Raw genomic sequence first — 24,107 nt, 5'->3', positions numbered from 1 at the left:
CTGTTCCTTTATTATTTTTTAGTTGTGAATGATACTTCCTTTTCTTTTTGATTTCTAAATATAGTTAGATTCAATTTCCCTTTCCAATTATTATTTTGATAAGATTTCATTAAATCTGCCACTGTATTTATTTCATCGCCTTCGGCGGATATAATAACATCCCCTACCTGAAGGGGAGAATTTCCTATAACGGTCTGTGGCTCTATTGAAAGCAGCAAGACACCTGCAGTCTTGTTTAAACCTGAAGCCGACCTTTCGGCCATAGTAGCAATACTTTTAATTTTTGAGCCCAGCCAATCGAACTCCACATCCTTTTCATTGTTATTGCCAAAAAACATTGTGGGAATAGTAGGGGATTTGGCCAAAGACTTTAGCCCACTATTGGTAACCCCAAAACTATCCATATCAAAGTTTTTAAACCCAACTTTATGAGCAGCTGATTCTTCTTTTACCGTATAGTTCCCCAATTTGGCATCCACAAATAATGCATCACCGAAAATGCTGTTTTCATCCACACCCTTATTTTGGGTTTGCAGCAAAGTTTCGGCATCAGGAAAAAGGTTATAATCCACTTCCTTACCCCATTCCTGCAATCTTATGTCCTTGTGCTCCGTAAAAACAATATTGTGTTTAAAAACATCTCCACTGTTCTTGAACCATACATGTGGATGGAAACCGTTATTTATCATGATGTTGTTTTCCACAGTGCGATAGAAGCCTTCGCGTAATTTAATACCACCATTTAAACACAGATTGTTATAAATGTGGTAATTGGACGAACCATCGTCTAGATCTATATCCCATCCATGATCGCAACGAAACCTATTATTTCTTATTACCGTGGTATGAATGGCATCCCATTTGGGCATCTCCGGGTTGGCGGCTACCATTTCATTCAAAGTTTCGCGGTTTGGATGCCAAAATCGGTCCCTCCCCCAAGAATTAAATGCGCCGTGATCCCCAGATTCCAGGACGGTATTAAAAACATCATTGTATTCAATAATATGTCCGCCCCAAGTACCATCACCAATATTAATCCCGGCCCTTGGAACATCATATATACTATTGTGACTTACTGTAATATCCATGGCCATGGCAATTTGTACTCCGGCCGTTTGCTTTTCCACCCTCCCTATGCGATAGATCAGATTGTTCTCCGCCACCGAATTACTGGGATATTTGTTGGATTTAGGACCTAGAACAGTATCCAGTTCCACCAAAGGAATAAATTCATCATATTGAAACGAAGGCGACCTTACCGCTTCGGGACTACCTACAAAACTGATCCCAGAAGCGCCACATTCGTGAATATGGTTATCCACAATGCGCACCTCCCTGTTAAAGTTACTTACCAATATGGCGTTGCCGCCCAAATTGGTAAATTCACAATTTTGGATATTTACTTTTTGTGCGCCTTCCATAAAAAGGGCTGCCCCCCTATATATGGTCCAATCGCTTCGCAGCAAGGGTTCATAATCCTCGATAAAAGTACGCTTGGCATGTTCAAACCTAATTCCACTTATATTAATATCCCGAACAGGGTCTTCCTCGGAGCCAACAACTTCTAACAAATGTTTTTGTTGAACCCCTTCTACCAAGACATTGGTAATATCCGTTCCCAGGGTAGGCCAATAATATAATTTATAGTCCTTGTCCAAGTACCACTCCCCTGCCGCATCCAATTCTTCGAATACATTTTCTACCATACGGTACTTGGCGTGCATCTTTGAAGGACGATTATTCTGATATCCCCCGGACAATATAAGTTCCCCATTTTCATCAACACCAGTAGCAAAGTAGTGAAATCCACCCCATTCTCCGCTGTGCATGGCATGCACTATGGCGCCTTTGGGGTTGGACCAAGTTTCCACCCTTTCCAGAGCAATAGCATCTGCGGCATGACCTTGCCAGTGCCCTCCGTTTTCGTCATAATTGGGATAACGCGCCAATATTTGTTTATTTCCGTCAATAAAAAGCTGGTCAAAATTATCCTCCTTTTGCAATTGTGCCACCCAAATATGGTCATTGTACTTTTCCCATTTAGGGTTGAGCACTTTGGATCCTTTGATTACCGATTTATCAGTGCCTTCTCCTTCAAGACTCAAAGGACCAAGTTCTGGTGTTATCCTTATGGGAGTGTTTATTCTATGTTCTCCCTTCATTATATGTAGGGTCAAGGTATTTTTAATTCCCTCTTTTCTGAGCTGGGCCACGGCATTTATTCCTTCTCCAATAGAAGAATAAACTAACTCCCCATTACTAAATTCCTCTTTATTGGCAGCAATGTAAACATCAGAAACGGTTGGTGCGCAACCAATTAAGGACAGGGCAATTACAAAATAATACAGTGCTTTTTGGTTCATTAAGTTTTAAAATGAAATGGTAATCATACTATTAATCCAATAAAAAATCCAATTCCGCAATGGCAGCAGTTTTGCCATTTCCGGCAATTACTTTGGATTCAATCCCGATATATCTGGCATTGATCTTGGACTGGAACATATGGGTTCTGGTAGTTGGGTCATTTATCAAGTTTCCGAACTGGAAATCCTCAACACTTTTCCAAGTTTTTCCATCGGTACTCATCCTGACTGTACCCTTTTCTATCATCCCGTCAGCGGAAAGAACTTGAGGGGTGTAGGTAAAGCCGGTTATGGAATATTCCTTACCAAGATCTATATTGATAAAGTGTTTTCCAGCTTTATCACTAGAGCTCCAATAGGTATTGGAATCACCATCAAAGGCATTTTGGGCAACATTTTCCCCCTCAAAACTATCTTCTCCGACTGACTTCCAATCCTTTTTTACAATTCCGAAAAGCTGCGAAGCAACACTCCCCAGTTTTCCATTTACCTCAGCTACCGCCTGAATCTCTCCTGAAGGTATTTTAAAAGGCCCAGTATAAATTTCCGAAGCTACAGTAGGTTCGCTTCCATCCGTAGTGTATCTAATGTTGTATCCGGAATTTATGTTTCCCGCAATATCTTCCCCATGGGGTTTCCAACCAAAGGTGTCTTTTTTGGGGGATATGGCTACGGATCCCTCAACCGATCTTTCAATACTGAGTTGGGGAGGTCTTGCCTTATAATAATAGGCCGAAACGTTTGCAATGGCAGGATAAAAACGGGACTCCAAAATTCTAATTCGCAATTTTTGGGTAGTAATTTCTGGGAATCGTAAAATTCTTTTATACCCAATATTGGTAGCTGTAGCAATTTCTTTCCAGGTATTGTCCACCCAAGCATCCACGGCATGTTTCTCTACCCTCTCACTATGGGTATCTATAGCTTCCTGAATAGCCAATCTGTTGACAGTGATCGGAGCATTGGTTTCAACAACCATCTCTTGGGCTCCCCCACCCAATAACTCGAAACTTGACGGGTCGTCATCCAAAACCCCTTGAGGTCCATTGGCCCCGGACAACAAGTTTTCTCCGTAGGTTTCTTTGATCCTTTCACCCACTTCTTCCAATACGGAGACATCCCGGGGAGAAAAATTACCCTCCCTATTGGGCGGAATGTTTAATAGGAAGGTGGAGTTTCCACCAACGGATCTTTCATACATATCGAACACATCGTCCGTACTTCGTACTTTCTGATCCGTGTCATCCCTATAGAACCAACCTTCCCGAATGGAGGTATTGGTCTCTGCCTGTTGATAATGAAGATATTTCCCCTTATATAGGTCCTCCCTGCTACCCAAGGATTCCTCGGTTAAATCTGCAAAGCTGTTCATCTGATCGGGATCTTCTTGATAGGGGATTACATTCCATTCCGTATCCCTGGTCTTCCCTGCTTCATTACCACACCAACGAATATCCTCTTTTCCAAAAATGACCGCTTTAGGCGCCAAAGCCCTAATCAATTCTTTCCATGCCAAATAGTTGTAGGTCTGCCCCCCTTTTCTTTTTGGGTGTGCACCATCAAACCAAACCTCATGTATAGGCCCGTATTCCGTAAGCAATTCAAAGAGTTGATTTAGAAAATACTCATTGTAGTCGTCCACTTCAAAAGTGAATTTGGTCTTGTTCTCAAAAGGCCTTCCTTCTACCTGTCTTGGGATGGTTCTTTCTGTATACTCACTTAAATTGCCATAAAGCCCTTCCTTGTTCTCTATTTGGAACAAATCTGCCGGAGATAGGTACACCCCTAATTTTAGCCCATATTTTTTACAGGACTCGGATAATTCCTTCAGGACATCCCCCTTTCCATCCTTAAATGGGGAAGACATTACACCGTGCTTGGTATAGCGGCTCTGCCACAGCACAAAACCATCGTGATGCTTGGCGGTAAAAATTACCATCTTCATCCCGGCATCCTTCATAGCCTTGCACCACTGATCCGTATCCAAATTCTGCAGGTCGAATATTTTGGGATCCTCCATCCCATTTCCCCACTCCATTCGGGTAAACGTATTGGGTCCAAAATGAATAAAAGCTATAAACTCGTTCTGCAAAGCATCAAACTGATTGGAAGTTGGCACTACATGGGCCGCCTTAAGCAAAATAGTATCCTTACTATCGCTCTCCTGTACTTTAATGGTATTGGAGACGGGCAGTACCAAGGCATTAGGCTCCGATTTTTGGGAACAGGCGGTCAAAAGAGCTATCAGAGCTAGGTATTGAAATAATTTAATCATTAATAGTACTTGTTTTATGTAAAATTCCTATTTGCTCCGCGAGGGGAGCAGATTCTAGTTTCTTAAAATGGAGCTGGAACATCAAAATTGATATCCAGCTCCATTTTCAAATCAGCCTATAAGCAGATTTTCAGTTTAAACCTATCCGTTCAATTTTATATAACCGCCGTCTATGGGGAAATCGGTACCGGTTATAAAGGAAGCCTCATCCGAGCAGAGATAAACCGCCAAATTGGCCACCTCTTCTGGTTTTCCCATCCTGCCGATAGGCTGGGATTTGGAAAGCTTTTCGAACATTTCCGCTTCTTTCCCTGGGTAATTTTTCTTAATAAATCCGTCTACAAATGGCGTATGAATCCGTGCTGGGGAAATGCTATTGCAGCGAATACCCTGTTCCAAATAATCCCTTGCTACCGAATAAGTCATAGTCAGTACGGCTCCTTTGGACATGGAATAAGCAAATCGATCAACAATACCGACAGAGGATGCAATAGAGGCCATATTTAATATAACTCCACCCTTCTCCTTCATCTTCGAGACAACCGCGTGCATACAATTATACACCCCTTTGATGTTTACATTATAAATGCGATCCATATCCTCTACGGCAGTACCTTCCAAGTTGCCCACATGGGCTATCCCGGCATTGTTCACCAAAATATTTATATACTTATTGGCACTAATAGCGGCAATTATTTCAGCGACTTGGGCATTGTTGGATACATCACAAGCGTGAAAAGTAGCCTTTCCGCCCTTTGCTTCTATTTCCCCAACAACCCGTTCTCCATTTTCCGCATTAAATTCCAAAATGTGTACATCGGCCCCTTGGCCGGCAAAAGCTTTGGAAATAGCTTCACCTATACCACTGGCGCCACCGGTTACGACCGCGGTTTTGTTTTCTAAACTAAAAAGTGACATATTATTCTTTAGATTATTTATCTTATTTACAATTTAATTTGATTGCCGTTATTTGGCCGTTACTTCTTCTTTCCAAATTACACCATCAGGGAAACTATAGTCCTCCAAAGATTGCTCTTTCATGGTAATACTATAACCCGCCATGGACGGTGGCATATAGGCCCCGTTTTTTATAACCACCGGGTCATAAAAATGTTCGTGTAAATGATCTACATATTCAATGATACGATTCTCCAAAGAACCGCTTATCGCTATATAATCGATCATGGAAAGATGCTGTACGTATTCGCAAAGTCCAACCCCTCCTGCATGTGGACAAACAGGAATATTGAATTTTGCGGCCATTAACAGGATTGCCAAAATTTCATTGACCCCTCCTACCCTGCAACTATCTATCTGACAGATCCCAATGGCATCGGCCTGCATTAATTGCTTAAATACAACCCTATTCTGACAGTGTTCTCCTGTGGCCACTTTAATAGGATGTACAGCCTTTGCTATTTTTGCATGGCCCAAAATATCATCCGGACTGGTAGGCTCCTCAATCCACCAAGGATCGAACTTCTTGAGCTCGGCCATATTCGCAATGGCCTCGTCCACATCCCATTTCTGATTGGCATCCATCATAAGTTTTAAATCGGTACCGATCTCTTCACGGATTATTGCGGCCCTGCGCATATCATCCTTTAAATCTGACCCCACCTTTATTTTCATATGCTTAAAGCCAGAAGCTTTCGCCTCCTTGCACAACCTCCTCATTTTATCATCAGGATACCCCAACCAACCGGCAGAAGTAGTATATGCAGGATACCCATCCTGCAGGAGTTTATCTATACGTTCCTGTTTACCGGACTCTTTAGCCTTAAGCAATTCCAATGCCTCCTTCGGTGTAACGGCATCTGTAATGTAGGTAAAATCTATACATGATACCAATTCTTCCGGAGTCATGTCCGCCAATAATTTCCATAGTGGCTTCTTTTCTACTTTGGCGTAAAGATCCCAAACGGCGTTGACCACGGCACCTGTAGCCAAATGAATCACACCTTTTTCAGGCCCCAACCATCGCAATTGACTGTCGCCGGTGATCATTTTCCAAAATGCACCCATATTTGCGGTAAAACTCCCTAAAGATTTTCCTTTCACCAAGGGCGCCAATGAATCGATGGCAGCCGCACATAACTCATTCCCCCTACCGATGGTAAAGGTTAAACCATGCCCCTCCAATTTATCCGGATGGTTGGTTTTTAAAATAACGTAAGCCGCGGAATAGTCAGGATCTGGATTCATGGCATCCGATCCATCCAAAGATTTGCTCGTAGGAAAACGGACGTCTTTCACCAAAACATCCGTAATTATAATTTTACTGTTCATTTGTATAATATTAATTGAACAAATCTAAATCCAAACCTGGTCCATTCCCACCACTAGAAGGACCAATTCCGATACTTTTTTGACCGAAATTAACATTTTTATCAATTTTGAGTATGAAGTTTAATGTAATCAGAGGGCGACATCCCAGTTATGGACTTAAAGTGTCGGTTAAAATTTGAAATATTGTTAAATCCGGATTCATAACATACCGGAGTAATGTTGTTCTTATTCTCGATCAACAATTTACAGGCGTACCCAATGCGTATTTCATTTAAATAACGGGTAAATGTCTTCCTATGAATACGTTTAAAAAATCTACTAAATGCAGAGGGATTCATTTTGGCAATTTCCGCCACATCTTTGGAACCAATTGGCTGATTGAAATTTTTAAAGACAAACTCATAAATTTCATCTAATCCTTTATTATCAGTTTTATTGAAGGAATTTAAAAATCCCGGACTTGACAATAATTGATACTCCTCATGATTTGCCAATTTGTGCAAAATTTCTATGAGTTTTATAGTTTTTTCAAAAGGCTCGTGGCTATGGAGTTTCTTAATTTTTTCAATAAGTTTAGCATCAATATTGGAAAATTTTATGCCTTGGCTTGCCCTTTTTATCAATTGCAATATTGGTTTCATCTCTATGGCATTTAGAAATTCCATCCCCAAAAAATCTTCCTTAAAGTGTATCGCAATTGCCTCAGAAATCAAGCCCGTATCATCTTCGAAATAAATTTCATCATTTAACCACATATGCGGCAGGTTTTTACCTATCAACACAAGATCTCCTTCCGAGAATTTCTCAATTCCGTCACCAATAAAACGGGTCCCCGTACTTTTGGCAATATAAACCAATTCCAATTCTGGGTGGTAATGCCAAATTTTCAGAAAATGGGAATACTTGTTTTGAGTAACTGTAAAGGAACTGTTCTGTAAACTGGCCCTATTAAGAAGGTGTAATTTCATAAAAAAAGTAAATAGCAAAAAGTATAATGAGATTTTAAATATACATCTTTTTTTAAACAGATAAAATTATGGCAAAAAAAGTATTGCTAAATGTGCAATTTTTAGTTGAAATGAAAGAAATTACATCTTATTTTCGGCTGTTACCTTTAGGTTGTTATTTTTTTCCAAGAAATAACTTACCTTAATTTTCTAAATAAAACTCAAATCATTTAATTGCTTTCTAAATGTCACGACAACCCTTAGACCAATTGATAGCTTCCTTGATAAAAGGAAATAGGGCGGCATTCAAGACCATATTTGAACTGTACGAAAAAAGGTTGTATTATTTCATACACTCAATAACGAAGTCGGATTATGCCTCCGAGGAAATTCTTCAAGAAGTATTTATAAAGATTTGGACAAAAAAAGAAACCATTAATGAAAAACATTCTTTTGATGCCTTTCTTTTTACTATTGCAAAAAATTCAACCTACAACTATTTAAGGAGTATTGCCTGTCAAGAATCCTTAAAAAAGGAATACTGGAAAAACATTAGTTTTTTAAACGAGGAAACCGAGAATACCATTCTTCTTGCCGAATATGAGGATATAGTAAACGACATCCTTGATAATATTCCCACTCAAAAGCGAAGTATATTCATTATGTCCAAACAACAGGGAAAAAGCAATGAAGAAATTGCCGATCTTTTGGGAATCACTCAAAAAACGGTTAAAAACCATCTGTGGAAAACCCTACAAACTATTAGAACAGAATTAAAACCTCATATGGCAGACACCATATATTTTTTTCTAATAAATCTCCTGATTTTTACATAATTTGACTATTTCGTAAAAAAACACTCCTAATTTGGGACTTTTGCATTTTTGAGGTGTATTACTTATACAGCCCATAATACAGCTATTTAAATATTCTAGATGCACAACGAGAACAAATTGGATAAGCTCTTCCAAAAATTGGTGGACAATACCATTTCCGAAAAGGAATTGGATTGTTTAATGGAGCTTATTGATAGTTCCGATCCTGATGATGTTAAGAATAACATATTGGCCAAGCATTGGGAAAATGTAAAAACAGGAAACTTGCCCATTAAACAAAGAATAAAAGGGGATTCTGAAGTTTTGTTACAGAATATACTATTCAAAATAGAGGACATTGAAAAGAAAAAAAAAGTTAGAACTTTTTTACCGCACCCTAATATTGGATTCTGGTCCGGAATTGCTGCTACCTTTTTATTGCTGGCGGGCGTTTACTTTTACAACCAAAATACAGTAGAAACATCGACCGTGCCAATTTCTATTGAAAACGACCTGAATTCCGGCGTTATTACATTGCAGTTGGACAATGGCACTATTGAAACCATTTCTGAAAATGGGGAGCGAAAAATTACCACTACCAACGGAAATTTAGTTGCCTCACAGCAGGGAAACACACTACAATATACAGCTGCCGAAGATCAAAACAAATTAGTTTACAACACCCTTAACATACCATTTGGGCGACAATTTGACCTTGTCCTGTCCGATGGCACCAAAGTAAAATTAAATTCCGGAAGCTCCATTAAGTATCCGGTCCGTTTCCTAAAGGGTCAAGACCGAAAAGTTTATTTAACAGGTGAAGCTTATTTTGATGTAACCACAGATAGGGCACATCCATTTATTGTAAATGCGGACGAAATGAACATAAGGGTATTGGGCACCCAATTTAACCTTTCCTTCTATCCGGAAGATGAGGACATCAGCACCGTTCTGGTAGAAGGGGCCGTAGTACTTTACAAGGAAGGGGCCAACATAAATACAAATTCCTCATCCCAATTGGCACCTGGACAAAGAGCGGCATGGAACAAGGCCAACAATACGATGACTATAAAAGAGGTAGACACCAACATCTATACCGCTTGGAAAGACGGCTATCTTTTATTTAAGGCAGCCCCCTTTTACAACATTAGATCCAAACTGGAACGTCATTTCAACATTACCATCGAAGATAAAAGCGGCCGACTGGACAACCAAATATACACGGCTACATTTAGAAATGAGACGATTGAAGAAATCTTGGAAGCTTTCAAAGAGGACACCTACTTTGAATATAAACACGATGGTTCCAAAATTATAATACTCGCAACTAATATTAACTAAAAAAAGATGCCAATGAAAATGAATTAAAAACATGAGCACTAGACATATCACTTTTACAAAAAAAAACCGGAAAATGTTGGCGCATTCCCCGGCATAAGAAAGTGATATAAACAAACGAAATGTTTAATCACCAAACCTTTACAAAAGTATGAAAAAATTAAATTTAGTAGGGCCTTTCCATTCGGATTGGCTAAGCAAACATCATTTAAAGATGAAACTAACGACCTTATTACTAATAGTTTCTCTATTTAAAATTCAGGCCAACACCTATGGACAGAATACTAAAATCACATTAAACCTAAATAACGTAAGCGTTCAACAGGTTTTTGAGGAAATAGAATCCCTTTCGGATTTTAGATTTTTGTACAACCATGAAAAGGTGAATTTAAAGAGAACCGTTTCTGTAAATGCGAAGAAAGAACCTATTTCCAATATCTTGGACAGGATATTTGAAGCAACGGATGTTTATTTCACCGTTAAGAACAAGCAGATTATCTTAAATACGGGAAAATTGGATAAATCCGTTTCCCCAATAAAAACTGTCATTGACCAACATTCAGTAAGCGGAACTATTACCGATACCGACGGCAACCCCTTACCTGGGGCAAACATTGTGGAAAAAGGAACCACCAATGGGGTTACTGCAGATTTTGACGGTAACTTTACACTTGATGTAGCCAATGAAAATGCAACCTTGGTGGTAAGCTATATTGGATTTGCATCAAAAGAAGTACCTCTTAATGGACAATCCTCTGTTTCCGTTAGTTTGGAAGAAAGTGCTGCAGGGCTGGATGAGGTAGTATTGATCGGATATGGTACACAGAAAAAAAGTGACCTTACCGGTGCCGTAGGTTCCATTAAGTCGGAAGAATTGGCTGAAAGACCGGCTGCCTCATTGAACCAGGCCATGGCCGGTAAAGTAGCAGGTGTAAACATCACTTCCGGTTCTGGACGACCAGGAGGAAGAACCGTGGTAAGAATCCGTGGTAATACCTCGGTAAGTATTGCCAATACACCACTATACGTAATAGATGGTGTAATCCTAAATGCGGCCAATTTACCTAACGGTAGTACCCCTATAGATTACCTGAACCCTAATGACATACAATCTATTGAAGTTTTAAAGGATGCTTCCGCGACAGCCATATATGGTGCAAGGGGCGCCAATGGTGTAATTCTTGTATCTACGAAAAAAGGTACAACAACTGGTGAAACCCGGCTTAATTACGATGTGGATTTCAGTTTAGGAACCTTACCCAAAAAGCTTGATCTTTTAAATTCTGAAGAGTTTCTTCTTGTTGAGGAAATAGCATATGCCAATGCTGAAAAATTTGACCCTGAGGGATGGGCCGGTGGAAGATATACCGACCCAAGATTAAAGAGAACCGACCCAAGACTTTTTGATGCCAGCGGCAATCCACTTTATGATACCGATTGGCAAGATGAAGCTATTAGGGACGCAATTACCCAAAATCACCAACTCTCTTTTACCGGTGGTAACCAAAAATCCAATTTCGGCCTATTTATGGGCTTTAGGGATGAAGAGGGACTTATCGTAGAATCATGGTTGAAACGTTATTCAGGTAGATTTACTTTGGATACCGAGGTCACCGACTGGTTAAGAGTTGGAGGTAGCCTTAGCTACAACGACCAAAACGAAAAGCAAATAGACCAACTAGGTGGTGGTGGTATCACTACAATGCGTCAAGTATATGAAGCCCTACCTATTATACCAGTCCGTTACGAAGATGGCACTTGGGGCTCCAACATACACTATCCAGGAATGGAAGGTGGTGGTAGCCCAGTGGCAGTTGCGAACGATCGTAGATATTTCCTTAAGACCCAGACCGTTTTGGGTAGCTTCTACGGAAATATTGAATTCAATAAAAACCTGGTATTACGCACTACAATAGGAACCAATATCATTAATCAAAGAAATGATTATTACGGAGGTAAGGACTTAAGATATATAGCCATGCCAGATGGTGCCGCCTATGTAGATAACTCCCGTTATAATTCATGGCAATTTGAAAACTATTTGACCTATAACAAAGATTTTGACAGCAATAATTCATTAACAGCTATGGCAGGACTTTCCTGGCAACATGTTGATCAGTTTGGCTCAAGGGCATCTACACGAGGGTTTGCCGATGACTTTTACGGTTTTAACAATCTAGGTGCAGGGTCTAACCCACAGACACCAACCTCGAGCAAAACTGCTTACGGACTAAACTCTTATTTTGGGCGTGTCAACTATAACTACATGAACAAATACTTGTTGACCCTTACAGGAAGGGCTGACGGATCTTCTAAGTTTGGACCGGAAAATCAGTTTGCCTTTTTCCCATCGGCCGCATTGGCCTGGAGGGCTTCCGAAGAGGATTTTCTCTCAGAGAACGAAACCATTTCCAATCTTAAAATTAGAGCCAGTTACGGTGCAACAGGTAACTCTGAATTACCAGCTTACCAAGCATTGGCCGGCTTGTCCAACGGTTCTGTAATTTTTAATGGAGCCCGCTCCGCCTATACTGTACCAGGTCGTATGGCCAATCCCGATTTGAAATGGGAAAAAACGGAACAGGTAGATGCCGGTGTTGAATTGGGTCTTTTTAATAATCGTATCGGGTTAGAGCTTGATGTGTACCGAAAGTTGACATCCGATATGCTTCTTAATGCTCCAGTTCCCTCTTCAAGCGGTTTTACCAATGTATTTAGAAATGTTGGAAGTTTGGAAAACAAGGGTATTGAAGTTAATTTGAATACTGTCAATTTTGATAATGAATTATTTGGATGGAGCAGTAACTTCAATATTTCAATCAACAAAAACGAAGTAACTGCTCTTTCAGGTGGTTCCGATATTTTCTTGGGGTCTACATTGATCCGTGTTGGCGAACCGGTAGGTACATTCTTCGGATATATTGATGAGGGTACCTGGAACACCGATGAAGCCGCACAGGCAGCCATCTATGACAGATTGCCAGGTGATATCAAATACCGTGACCTGAACAATGATGGGGCCATCAATAGCGATGACCGTGCCATCATCGGAAAGGGTATTGCCGACGGTTTCGGAACCTTTTCAAACACCTTCAGATATGGTAATTTTGAACTACTGGTAGACCTGCAGTTTCAATACGGCAATAGTGTAATGTACCGTGACGAACACTCTGCAGAAGACCGTCAGACAATTGCCAACAGCTTCAAGACCGTTCTAAATGCGTGGACTCCGGACAATCAAGATACCGATATTGCCCAGATAAGACCTATTGCCGCTGGATACGATACCAATAACGATTCAGGAAAATTAAAGGACGCTTCCTTTTTAAGGGGAAGAAACCTGATGCTTTCCTATGTCTTCAAACCTGAATTGGTGGAGCGTTTACACTTAAATCGTCTTAGAGTATATACCTCTGTGCAGAACTTTTTTGTAGCAACGAAATATCCAGGGTATGACCCTGAAAGTTCGAATGGTGGCGGAGCTTTCGATCAAGGATACTCTCTTTATGATTATCCGAGACCTCGAACCTTTATGATAGGATTAAATGTTGGACTATAACCATATAAAAGATAAAAAAATGAAAATCTATAGAAACTTTATAAGAGCTATAGCCGTCGTAACCGCAATTTCAAGTATAACGGCATGTAGTAATTTTTTGGATGAAGAAGATGAGTCCAACTTCACAACGGACACCTACTTTACCACGGCTGCGCATGCCGAGAGTGCCGTTAATGGGGCATATGAACCATTGGTTTCGATTACCAATAGTGGTTTTGGCGGAGGCACATGGATGATGCTCGAGTTCGCTACGGGCTTGGCCAATACCTCCCTAGGGCAAGCTACCAATATTTATTTGGTAAAGGATTTAATTAATAACTCGGACAATGGATATGGCAACAGTTTCTGGACCGAATATTACTTAGGCATCTCAAGGGCCAACTTGGCAATTGAAAAAATCCCTGAAATAAATATGGACGAAACTCTCAAGCAAAATTATTTGGCGGAAGCTAAATTCTTTAGAGCCTACTATTATTTTGGCTTGGTACGCATGTTCGGAAATATTCCTATCATTACCAATTCGGTAGATTTGGGCTCTGAGCAATTATACCCTGAACAATCTTCGCCAGAAGCTGTCTATGACCTAATTGTCAATGATCTTATAGAAGCTGAAAGCGCTGGCCTAGCTTGGAGAGTTCCATCGGGCAGAGTTTCTTTGGGCGCAGTTAAAACCTTATTGGCAGACGTATATTTGACCATGGCTGGCTACCCGCTCCAAAAAACAGAAAATTACGCGCTTGCCGCTGCCAAGGCAAAAGAGGTCATGGATTCGGACCAGTTTTCTCTTTTTGATACTTATGACGAGTTGCACGACCCTGCTACCAAAAACACTGGCGAATACATCTTTATGACGCAATTTTCGGCAGGTATTCAATCAGGTAACTGGCAGCCGGGAATTTTACCATATAACTTGGGAATTTCGGCCTATTCGGCCCAAACTGGAGGTATCTTTTCAACAAATGCCTTTGTAGACTCCTATGAGGTAGGCGACAAAAGAACAGAAGAAAAACAGTTCTATTTTACCAGCTATTCATTGGAGGCCGATCGCAACAGCAGTGTTAACCTGGGAGCGCCATATATCTTTAAACATTTTGATATTGAAGCGAACGAAGGAAGCGCCCAATCAGATTTAAACTGGTGCCTATATCGCTATGCCGATGTATTGCTTATGTATGCGGAAGCAGCAAACGAAGCGGAAAGCGGACCTTCAACCGAGGCATATAACGCCGTAAACTTGGTCAGAGATCGTGCCGAACTTGCGGGCTTGACCGGTCTTTCGCAAGATGCTTTCAGGGATGCGGTAAGAATAGAGCGTATTCATGAACTGAGTTTTGAAAACAAGACATGGTACGACATGGTAAGATGGAGAAAAGCATATAACACTGAAACCAATGTATTGGAAGATTTTGTTGGCCATAACTTTTCTTACTTACCAAATAAGGCACTAACGGCAAGGGAACTTTTGTTTCCGATACCAACATCTGAAATGCAGAACAATCCTAATCTAGTACAAAATACAGGATACTAATAAATAGGCTTTTTTGAAAACCCAAAAGGTTCATTAAAAAAGTAACTAAACAAGACACGGGCAGGAAATTTCCACCCGTGTCTTTGTTTATAATACTTTGATGCCGTTTCAATAATTATGGCCTTACAACAAATAATTTAAATCACCCTCCAGCACAAAAAATAATAAGGTCAAAACCAATTTAATTGCCATTGATCCTTCCATTCCTAGGTGTATTCCAAAATGCTATTAACCTCAATTACTTTTCAATTTCATGTATTATAGCATTTAGACCTATAAAAATACAACTTACACCATGCCGAAGTGCCCATAAAAACACAGATTGCATACAACAGACGTCAAAATAGTTTACCCTTCTTTTATGAGGTTCATATTCAAAATATATACCGCAAACTATACTATAAAGCCATAAGTGCAAAAAAGATATCGGTGATTGTCAGGAAATTGGTAGCTTTTAAGGTACTAAGCTCTTATCTTGCATAAGATTTTAGTTACGAGATTAATTGCTAAAATATTAGAGTTTTAAAATTTTTCAGGTTCACTTCATGTTCCTCTAGGTGGACCTGATAAAAGTTGAGTTGAGTTAGTTTTGAAAAATCCGGACACCTGTAAGGTTCCGGATTTTTTTTGAAGTAGCTTGAAGATTAAATCAATGCTCCATTATTCCCTTTGCAAACTTTTATAGAATCTGGGTGTAGTACCCGTAAACCTCTTAAATGTAGTGGCAAAATATTGGGAGGACCCAAAACCCAGACCAAATGCCACTTCAGTTACCGTTTTACGAGCCAACAAATCAATTTTCGCCTGTTCTATCTTTAGCCGGTTCACATACTCCTTGGGCGGCATCCCCGATTTCGATTTAAACCATGCCTTAAAATACCCCTCGGACATGCCCACTAAATTGGCCATTTCATCTACATAAATCACTCTATGTAAATTTTTATGAATATAGTTGTCCAATTCATAAAGCTTAACGGACGGCGTGCTTTCTTGGGGCTTATTGGAAAGTATAACGGTTTCCAGCAACAATTGGGCAATCAATTGATCAATCATTATTCCGGATAACATGGAACGGGAATTCTCCAACTGACCGACCAATTTCTCCAGAATAAACTTTAATTGAAACGCACCCTTAAATATATATTGGGATTTATCCAGAAGTGCAGCGAGCAAAAAATCCGATTGTTTCTTAGCCATATTGCAAAGTTGACCCTTTGAGCTGTCCATAAGCAATTGAATCCAAAACAATTCTCCCTTATCTTCGGGAAATTCTCCCGTACTATGCATGGTACTTGGTGGCACCACAAAAATATCGTTCCCGGTCAGTTCATATAATTGCTCACCAACTTTATAATGCTGCTGGCCCTTCATACAAAAACAAATTTCCAAAGCCCCTTCATGCTGATGCTTCTCAAGACCCGGTTTTACTTGTTTGTACCTATAATGACCAAAGGACAATCCCCTTTTAACTCCATAGTTCTGTAAATTGAACACTCTTCTTTCATTTGTTCCCAAGTCCATGACAAAAATGTATAAAAAAGTAATATAGTACAAAATTGATAGATATTTATGTTTTTTAATTACATCTTTGAAGCCTATAAAATACCACAATGGAAACCAAAAGATCAAAGTTCATTAATGATGGTTTTATTAAAATAGACCAATTAATCACCGCGAAGGAAGTGGACACCCTTAGGACCATTTATGACGAATTGTTACAGGACAAAGTTAAAACCGCCCACCTAAGAAGTGACCTTGCCGGAGCGGATAATGGTGAAGACAGAAAGATGGAGCGTATTACCCAAATTATGAGACCCAGCACCATAGCAAAGGAACTTATTAAAAATAGTGCCTATAAAAAAGCGGAACAATGGGCAAAAGCTCTACTTGGCGAGGATATGGAACTGGATTTTGACATGATGATCAACAAGGCCCCCAACACCAATACACCCACGCCATGGCATCAAGACGCCGCCTATTGGATTGCCATGCCCGACAAAAGATCGGCTAGTTGTTGGATTGCGTTGGACAAGGTATTTGAGGAAAATGGATGTATGTGGTTTATCCCCAAAACAAAGGGCAAACCCATTCTACCCCACAAAAATCTGCCCAATGGGGGAGCACTATATTGCGAAACCGACAGCTCAAAGGCATTAAGTATTCCCTTAAATCCTGGTGGATGTACTTTTCATGATGGTTTTACGCTTCATTTTAGCCAGGGCAACACTACCGATACCCAAAGAAGAGCTTTAATTTTAAACTTTAGACCCAAAAAAATGATCGAATTTGAAATGGAACAAGGGGTAGATCATACCGGGGAAAGAAAACAGAGAAATTAAAACAATACAATGCGTGCAAATTAAATTTATATATCCACGTTGGGGAAGTTCTGAAATACCTTGGCCCGTTTTTTTAAACAATATAAAAAAAGCCGGCTATCAAGGTGTAGAAATAGACCTTCCCCTAGAAAGCATTAAAAAGAACGAAATATGTTCCATGCTGAAGGATTTGGAACTGGATTTTGTAGCCCAACATTGGGAAACCAAGGAGGTAGATTTTACCAAGCATCAAGAACAGTACAAAAGGTATTTGTACAACCTTGTGGAAGCCAGCCCCCTATTCGTGAATTCGCATACTGGCATGGACTTCTTTACCCGCCGCCAAAACTCCGCCCTAATTGAAACGGCCCATGAAATAGAATTGGAATCCGGAGTTACCATTACCCACGAAACCCACCGCTCCAGGTTTTCCTTTGCTGCCCATGTCTGTTTATCGTATTTGGAGGAATATCCTTTTCTGAAACTCACTTCGGATCTATCCCACTGGTGTTGCGTTGCCGAATCCTTATTGGAAAATCAGGCCTATACGGTTGAAAAAGCCATTGAGCACACTTATCACATTCACGCAAGGGTAGGGTCGGCCCAGAGTCCACAGGTCATAGATCCTAGGGACGGAAATTATAAAACTGAGCTACAACGCTTTACCGAATGGTGGGGTTTAATGATCACAAAGGCATTGGAAAAAAAACGCTCCTATTTAACCATTACCCCTGAATATGGTCCACACCCCTATTCCATATACAAGGCCAATACTAAAATACCACTGGGAGATCAATGGGAAATTAATAATTTTATCAAGAATCATCTTGCCCAATCCGTTAAGCATATTCCTAAGATTATATGCCCATAGTAATTCCAAACATTCTTTAAAATTCTCGTTTACCCTAACGAAAAAAAACTACCCCAAACCAACCTATAAAGGCGAAAACAGTAACATACCTCGTTAACCCTCTACTAGCCCAAATTTCATAATCCAAGAACAATTGCCAATATTCCGTTACTAAGCCATTTGAAATCGTTATTGGTCGATATATTTATAGTGACTTAACAAATAGCTAATATTTTTAATAATGTATACAATGGAATTTTCACCATAATACAAATAGTTACTAAATTTAAAAACCTATAAGTCGGCAATTGCCAACCAACTGCTAGGAGATCTCTGTTATTAAAAATACATTTTTATTGTACCATAAGAACCTAAAAACACCATAATTAAGATATAAATCCCAATGCAATTCCTAAAAATATATTTCACACTTTTCTTGTTATTCTCCATAACTACCCATGCCCAGCATTCCGAAAAAGGGACTTTGAGCCTATCCGACTTGGATGTTGATAAACAGGAACAGGCCTGGTGGCCGGCCCAAAAAGACAAGGCCATAAACGGACTGCCTATACAAATAGGGGGTGAAACTTTTAAAAAGGGAATTGGTACCCTGTCCGGAAGTAAGTTATTTTTTTTCTTGGGCGGCAAGAGCCAAAGGTTTCGCACTCGGGTAGGAATACAGGATAAGCAGGACTTTCCACAGGATGTTGAATTCAATACCCTAAGTGATGGCAACAAACTTTTCTACACCCTAAATAATGATGTCAAGACCTTTGTAGGGGTAGCCAATTCATCGGATACCATGGACAAAGGCAGTGTGAGATTCATAATAAAGGGAGATGGCAAAGTATTGTGGCAAAGTAAAAGAATAAGCGGTGGCAGCAAGGCTATAGCAGCTGATCTTGAACTCACAGGAATTCAGGTCTTGGAGCTCTCCGTGGAGGATGTGGGCGATGGTATCTCTGGCGATCATGCCGTTTGGGCCGAGCCCACTATACATTACGGCACCTTTAAACCCCAATTGGTAGATGCCGATTATTTCAATAAATTAAAAACCGTTGATACCTCTTTTAACAAGCACATAAAACCTCTCATTCAAAAAATGCCCCTCGGCCAAGACGTATATAAGCAAGGGGTAAAGACAGACTGGCTGATAGAGAAGGTAAATCTCCCGTCCGTAATTTATCAACAGGCCAATGGAATGGAAATTGTTATTTCCAACGGCTTGATCAGTAGAACTTTCCGTCTTACCCCTAATTGTGCCACCGTTGGACTCATCAACCTGGTGACGGGAGAATCCCTGCTTCGCGGGGTTAGTCCGGAGGCCATGCTTACCATAGACGGCCAGGAATATCCCGTTGGTGGTTTGGACGGACAAATTGAATACGGCTATTTAAAGGAGGAGTGGTTGGACCAAATGTGGAGCCCGGCAGGTTCCTTTCAGCTAAGCGATTTTAAAATTGATGAAATACAGGAACGTATAAACTGGCCCAACAATAGATGGTCCTCCAAACCAAAAAGTACTACCAAAGGAAAGCGCCTTAGTTTTTCCTATTCACATCCGGAATTTCAAGATCTACTGGTGAAGGTACACTATGAAATCTATGACGGTATTCCTTTGATCAGCAAATGGTTCACCATTGATAACCATGGAAACAAGTCCGTTGTTCTGAATAATTTTAAGAGCGAAATCCTTGCCATGGTGGAGGCGGAAAGTGCAGTAGAAAAACAAAGAGGATGGGAAACTCCCAACATACATGTGGAAAGCGATTTTGAGTTTCATTCCATGTCCATGAAAAATGCAAATAAAGTTGTGCACTGGGAAAAAGATCCACGTTATACTTCACAGGCCAGTTATTTATTATCCACTCCCTGTTTATTGGAATGTAAATTACCGATCGGACCCAATGAGACTATTGCCCCAAGCACCAATTTTGAATCCTTCAGAATCTGGGAAATGCCTTTTGAAAGTCACGACAAGCAGCGTAAAGGTCTATATACCAATGCCATGTATTCCAAAATTGCGCCATGGACAACAGAAAATCCCTTGTTTTTACATTTGACCACCACCGACGATAATAAAGTAAAGGCAGCTATTGATCAATGCGCCGAAACAGGTTATGAAATGGTCATTTTAAGTTTTGGCAGCGGCCTGAATATGGAAGACCTGTCCGATACCAATATTGCCAAATTCAAGACCTTGGCAGATTACGCCCATTCCAAGGGCATAGAATTAGGTGGATATTCCCTGTTGTCCAGTAGGTGGATCAGTGAGGAAGTAGATGTTATTAATCCAGAAACTGGTATAAGAGGTGGCGTAATTCACGGTAGTTCTCCCTGCCTAAACAGCCAGTGGGGAATAGACTATTTTGAAAAATTGAGGACTTTCTTCGAAAAAACAGGCTTTGACCTATTGGAACACGATGGTTCCTACCCAGGTCAATTATGTGCCTCCACAGCCCATGTAGGCCACAAAGGGGTAGAAGATTCCCAATGGAAATCTTGGAAACGAATTACCGATTTCTACAAATGGTGCAATGAAAATGGCATCTCTTTAAATATACCAGATTGGTATTATCTTAGTGGCAGCACCAAAAACGGTATTGGATATAGGGAAGTCAATTGGTCCCTACCCCGAGAACGCCAGTTGGTGCTCGGGAGACAAAATATGTACGATGGTACTTATGACCGACTTCCGAGTATGAGCTGGACCTTTGTGCCCCTTACTGAATATCATGGCGGGGGAGCGGAGGCTACCATTGAGCCTTTGGACACCCATTTAAACGCATATAAGGCACATATGGTGCAGAATTACGGGATGGGAGTACAAGCCTGCTATAGGGGACCGCGATTATATGACACCCCAAAAACGAAGGAAACGGTAATTGAAGTCGTAGATTGGTACAAGAAATACCGGAACATCCTCAATGCGTCCATAGTCCACATAAAAAGAGCCAACGGAAGGGAAATAGATGGAATTATGCACGTTGACCCGGAATTGAATGAAAAAGGGATGGCCTTGTTCTTTAACCCAACCAACGAGACCTTGACCCAAACCATAAAACTCCCCCTATATTATACTGGACATACCGATACGGTAAGTATTCAGGAAAAGGAAGGAAAAAGAATAGAATATAAATTGGCAAGGGATTATTCCGTGGAATTAAAAGTGGAAATTCCCGCCAACGATAATACTTGGTTTGTAATATATTAAACACTAAAACAAAACACATGAAAGCTAAAACAATATGCCTCCTGGCCATAGTTATCAGCTTATGGAGTTGCGAATCTGAACCAAACGAACTGGAACTCGACCGACTTCCTAAATACCAACTAGAGTTCGATAAGTTGGCCACTAGTTGGGACGAAGCTATTCCCTTGGGAAATGGAACTGTGGGAGCCTTGGTTTGGGAAAATGACGGAAAGCTGCGATTATCCTTGGACAGAGCGGATCTTTGGGACCTACGGCCCATGGAAAATCTAGATTTCGCGAACTACGGTTTTGATTGGGTAAAGGAGCAATGGGAAAAAGACACCTATAAAAATGTACAGGATCGTTATGATGTGCCCTATGATCAATTACCTGCCCCTTCCAAAATTCCTGGCGGTGCTTTGGAATTTGATGTTGAGGCCCTTGGAGAAGTGGAATCCGTAAAATTAAATTTGGCTTCAGCAATATGCGAAGTAAAATGGAAGAATGGCGCCATCCTTAAAACCTTTGTCCATGCCACGGAACCCTTAGGCTGGTATACCTTTGAGAATGTAGGCGGGGATTTAAATCCAAGCCTAATTCCCCCGGCCTATGTCTCTGTAAAACCTGCAGGTGCAGACGATCCTGTAACCGGGCAAGACCTCCGAAGGTTAAATTATGATGGAGGTAGGGTGACCCAAAAAGATCATGTTATAACCTATGACCAACAGGGATGGTCCAATTTTAAATTTCAGGTACACACCCAGTGGGAGCCAACACCAACTGGATTACAAGGCAGTTGGAGCATAAGCTCCCAAACCTCCAAGAAAGAGTCCAAAGATACGGCTGAGAAAGTGGTGACAAATTCGCTTCAGCAAGGAATAGCATCGTCCATGGCAAGTCACCTTGCTTGGTGGAATTCCTTTTGGAACCAATCTACTGTAAAAGTTCCCGATCCTGTATTGCAGAATCAATGGTATATGGAAATGTACAAGTTGGGATCGGCAGCCAGACAAGGGGCTCCACCCATATCCCTGCAAAGTGTATGGACAGCAGATAATGGCAAATTACCACCCTGGAAAGGCGATTACCATCATGATCTTAATACACAATTAAGTTATTGGCCCACCTATTCTGGAAATCATCTGGATCTGGAAAAAGGTTTTATTGACTGGCTTACCCAATACAAGCCTACTTTTAAAAAATATACCAAAGATTTCTACGGCACTAACGGACTTAATGTACCCGGGGTAACCACTCTAACGGGCGACCCTATGGGAGGGTGGATCCAGTATTCCTTCGGCCTCACTGTAGGGGCTTGGTTGGGACAACATTTTTATTTGCATTGGCGCTATACCATGGATCGTGATTTCCTAAAGAACGAGGCTTATCCGTGGATCAAGGAAGTCGCTATTCATTTTAATGAATTGTCGGTTTTGGGTGAGGATGGAAAAAGAAAACTACCTCTAAGTTCCAGCCCCGAAATCCACAATAATTCCCGTGAAGCCTGGTTTGGGGAAATAACGAATTTCGACCTTGCTCTGATCAAATGGACCTATTCCCATGCCGCTGAACTTGCCCTTGAATTGGGACTAGAAAAGGAAGCAGAAAAATGGAAGGCCGCATTAAATGAATGGCCGGATTATGCTGTGAACGAACATGGACTTATGTTTTCCCCTAGCCTACCTTTCAACGAATCGCACCGGCACTTCTCCCATTTAATGGCTATTCATCCCCTAGGGCTTATAGACCCTTCAAACGGCTCAAAGGATATGGAGATCATTGAAAAAACCATAGCCAACTTGGATGCCACTGGTTCCAGTCAATGGGTAGGCTATTCCTTTAGCTGGCTGGGAAATCTAAAAGCACGGGCTTTTAATGGGGAAGGAGCTGCAAAAGCACTGAAAGATTTTGCCACCTCTTTTGTTCTGCCCAATAGTTTTCATGTCAATGGTGATCAATCGGGTACCGGAAAATCAAATTTTACCTATAGGCCATTTACCTTAGAGGGCAACTTTGCCTATGCTGCTGGCCTACAAGAGATGCTGATCCAGAGTCACACCGGAACGGTACGGCTTTTTCCCGCCATTCCCGCTGATTGGAAAAACGTTGGATTTAGCAAATTGCGAACAGAGGGTGCTTTTTTGATCTCCGCTCAAAAACAGGACGGGAAGCTAAAATGGGTAAAGATCGTTTCTGAAAAAGGCGGGGAGATCCGACTTCACAATCCCTTTACGAATAAAGAATTTTCAAATAAAGATGAAGTTAACTCCCATTGGGATGGCGATATATTGATAATTGAAACCCAACCTGGTCAAGAAATATGGCTAAAGCCATGATGCAATAAGCCATTTTGCACCAAATGCGGTGCTCAGAATTATCCAAAAGGTCTACACCAGTAGTCAAGGTCCAACATGGAATAAAATTCCCAATAGAGAACCTAAAGTAAGGCACCTTCCCCTAGGTAGGGAAAGTGGATCTTCACCCATAGGCTGAGGGGACGGAAGAGGTACATTATATTGGCACGGAAATAGTTCCATTTAAAGAAATAAATTGTCCTTTTACAACTCTCGACAACCATAGAGAAAGAAGTCGCACCTGCAGTCGGGAGCTAGATATGCGATTTAGCCAATGA

At 40.8% G+C, this 24,107-nt stretch carries 14 protein-coding genes; 8 read left to right on the top strand and 6 right to left on the bottom strand.

Annotated elements, in window-relative coordinates:
- Positions 1-11 precede the first annotated feature (11 nt).
- From MWU84_RS13070 to MWU84_RS13050, 5 genes are all read right to left on the bottom strand, one after another.
- Positions 12-2,363 (bottom strand): PDZ domain-containing protein, encoded by a 2,352-nt coding sequence (locus MWU84_RS13070; protein ID WP_246901940.1) that lies wholly within the window; start codon positions 2,361-2,363, stop codon positions 12-14.
- A gap of 31 nt (positions 2,364-2,394) precedes the next feature.
- A complete protein-coding gene (locus MWU84_RS13065; protein ID WP_246901938.1) occupies positions 2,395-4,638 on the bottom strand; it encodes an alpha-L-fucosidase in 2,244 nt (747 codons plus the stop codon).
- A 141-nt stretch (positions 4,639-4,779) separates the two neighbouring features.
- Positions 4,780-5,556, bottom strand: coding sequence for an SDR family oxidoreductase (locus MWU84_RS13060; RefSeq protein WP_246901936.1), 777 nt, complete (start codon positions 5,554-5,556; stop codon positions 4,780-4,782).
- Positions 5,557-5,604: 48 nt separating this feature from the next.
- Positions 5,605-6,927, bottom strand: a complete 1,323-nt coding sequence (locus MWU84_RS13055; protein ID WP_246901934.1) for an L-fuconate dehydratase — start codon at positions 6,925-6,927, stop codon at positions 5,605-5,607.
- Between the two features lie 101 nt (positions 6,928-7,028).
- Complete coding sequence (locus MWU84_RS13050; RefSeq protein WP_246901932.1) at positions 7,029-7,895, bottom strand: AraC family transcriptional regulator; 867 nt, start codon at positions 7,893-7,895, stop codon at positions 7,029-7,031.
- A 224-nt stretch (positions 7,896-8,119) separates the two neighbouring features.
- On the opposite strand from MWU84_RS13050, the gene MWU84_RS13045 reads away from it, so the two are divergent.
- The 4 genes from MWU84_RS13045 (at position 8,120) to MWU84_RS13030 (ending at position 15,114) form a co-directional block, all read left to right on the top strand.
- Entirely contained in the window at positions 8,120-8,710 is a 591-nt protein-coding gene (locus MWU84_RS13045) for an RNA polymerase sigma-70 factor (RefSeq protein ID WP_246901930.1), read from the top strand.
- Positions 8,711-8,809: 99 nt separating this feature from the next.
- A complete protein-coding gene (locus MWU84_RS13040; protein ID WP_246901928.1) occupies positions 8,810-10,030 on the top strand; it encodes a FecR domain-containing protein in 1,221 nt (406 codons plus the stop codon).
- 148 nt (positions 10,031-10,178) lie between these two features.
- Positions 10,179-13,586, top strand: a complete 3,408-nt coding sequence (locus tag MWU84_RS13035; protein WP_246901920.1) for a TonB-dependent receptor — start codon at positions 10,179-10,181, stop codon at positions 13,584-13,586.
- 19 nt (positions 13,587-13,605) lie between these two features.
- Positions 13,606-15,114: a RagB/SusD family nutrient uptake outer membrane protein gene (locus MWU84_RS13030; protein ID WP_246901918.1), complete on the top strand. Its 1,509-nt coding sequence runs from the start codon at positions 13,606-13,608 to the stop codon at positions 15,112-15,114.
- A gap of 660 nt (positions 15,115-15,774) precedes the next feature.
- Here the strand turns inward: MWU84_RS13030 and MWU84_RS13025 are convergent.
- Positions 15,775-16,635, bottom strand: a complete 861-nt coding sequence (locus MWU84_RS13025; protein WP_246901917.1) for an AraC family transcriptional regulator — start codon at positions 16,633-16,635, stop codon at positions 15,775-15,777.
- Between the two features lie 89 nt (positions 16,636-16,724).
- Here MWU84_RS13025 and MWU84_RS13020 point away from each other — a divergent pair, with 89 nt between their 5' ends.
- From MWU84_RS13020 to MWU84_RS13005, 4 genes are all read left to right on the top strand, one after another.
- Positions 16,725-17,453: a phytanoyl-CoA dioxygenase family protein gene (locus MWU84_RS13020; protein WP_246901916.1), complete on the top strand. Its 729-nt coding sequence runs from the start codon at positions 16,725-16,727 to the stop codon at positions 17,451-17,453.
- A 13-nt stretch (positions 17,454-17,466) separates the two neighbouring features.
- Positions 17,467-18,303, top strand: a complete 837-nt coding sequence (locus tag MWU84_RS13015; protein WP_246901915.1) for a sugar phosphate isomerase/epimerase — start codon at positions 17,467-17,469, stop codon at positions 18,301-18,303.
- Between the two features lie 382 nt (positions 18,304-18,685).
- Positions 18,686-21,496 (top strand): NPCBM/NEW2 domain-containing protein, encoded by a 2,811-nt coding sequence (locus MWU84_RS13010; RefSeq protein WP_246901914.1) that lies wholly within the window; start codon positions 18,686-18,688, stop codon positions 21,494-21,496.
- A 17-nt stretch (positions 21,497-21,513) separates the two neighbouring features.
- Positions 21,514-23,811: a glycoside hydrolase family 95-like protein gene (locus MWU84_RS13005; protein ID WP_246901913.1), complete on the top strand. Its 2,298-nt coding sequence runs from the start codon at positions 21,514-21,516 to the stop codon at positions 23,809-23,811.
- The last annotated feature ends 296 nt before the right edge of the window (positions 23,812-24,107 follow it).

Source organism: Arenibacter sp. F20364, assembly GCF_023015905.1.
Lineage (GTDB): Bacteria > Bacteroidota > Bacteroidia > Flavobacteriales > Flavobacteriaceae > Arenibacter.
Note: the sequence above shows the minus strand (reverse complement) of the source record. Positions and strands in the feature narration are given on the sequence as shown.

What these genes read in the sequence shown, in the direction of transcription:
- MWU84_RS13070 (WP_246901940.1), bottom strand. Translation starts at nt 2,363, where the DNA reads ATGAACCAAAAAGCACTGTATTATTTTGTAATTGCCCTGTCCTTAATT.
- MWU84_RS13065 (WP_246901938.1), bottom strand. Translation starts at nt 4,638, where the DNA reads ATGATTAAATTATTTCAATACCTAGCTCTGATAGCTCTTTTGACCGCC.
- MWU84_RS13060 (WP_246901936.1), bottom strand. Translation starts at nt 5,556, where the DNA reads ATGTCACTTTTTAGTTTAGAAAACAAAACCGCGGTCGTAACCGGTGGC.
- MWU84_RS13055 (WP_246901934.1), bottom strand. Translation starts at nt 6,927, where the DNA reads ATGAACAGTAAAATTATAATTACGGATGTTTTGGTGAAAGACGTCCGT.
- MWU84_RS13050 (WP_246901932.1), bottom strand. Translation starts at nt 7,895, where the DNA reads ATGAAATTACACCTTCTTAATAGGGCCAGTTTACAGAACAGTTCCTTT.
- MWU84_RS13045 (WP_246901930.1), top strand. Translation starts at nt 8,120, where the DNA reads ATGTCACGACAACCCTTAGACCAATTGATAGCTTCCTTGATAAAAGGA.
- MWU84_RS13040 (WP_246901928.1), top strand. Translation starts at nt 8,810, where the DNA reads ATGCACAACGAGAACAAATTGGATAAGCTCTTCCAAAAATTGGTGGAC.
- MWU84_RS13035 (WP_246901920.1), top strand. Translation starts at nt 10,179, where the DNA reads ATGAAAAAATTAAATTTAGTAGGGCCTTTCCATTCGGATTGGCTAAGC.
- MWU84_RS13030 (WP_246901918.1), top strand. Translation starts at nt 13,606, where the DNA reads ATGAAAATCTATAGAAACTTTATAAGAGCTATAGCCGTCGTAACCGCA.
- MWU84_RS13025 (WP_246901917.1), bottom strand. Translation starts at nt 16,635, where the DNA reads ATGGACTTGGGAACAAATGAAAGAAGAGTGTTCAATTTACAGAACTAT.
- MWU84_RS13020 (WP_246901916.1), top strand. Translation starts at nt 16,725, where the DNA reads ATGGAAACCAAAAGATCAAAGTTCATTAATGATGGTTTTATTAAAATA.
- MWU84_RS13010 (WP_246901914.1), top strand. Translation starts at nt 18,686, where the DNA reads ATGCAATTCCTAAAAATATATTTCACACTTTTCTTGTTATTCTCCATA.
- MWU84_RS13005 (WP_246901913.1), top strand. Translation starts at nt 21,514, where the DNA reads ATGAAAGCTAAAACAATATGCCTCCTGGCCATAGTTATCAGCTTATGG.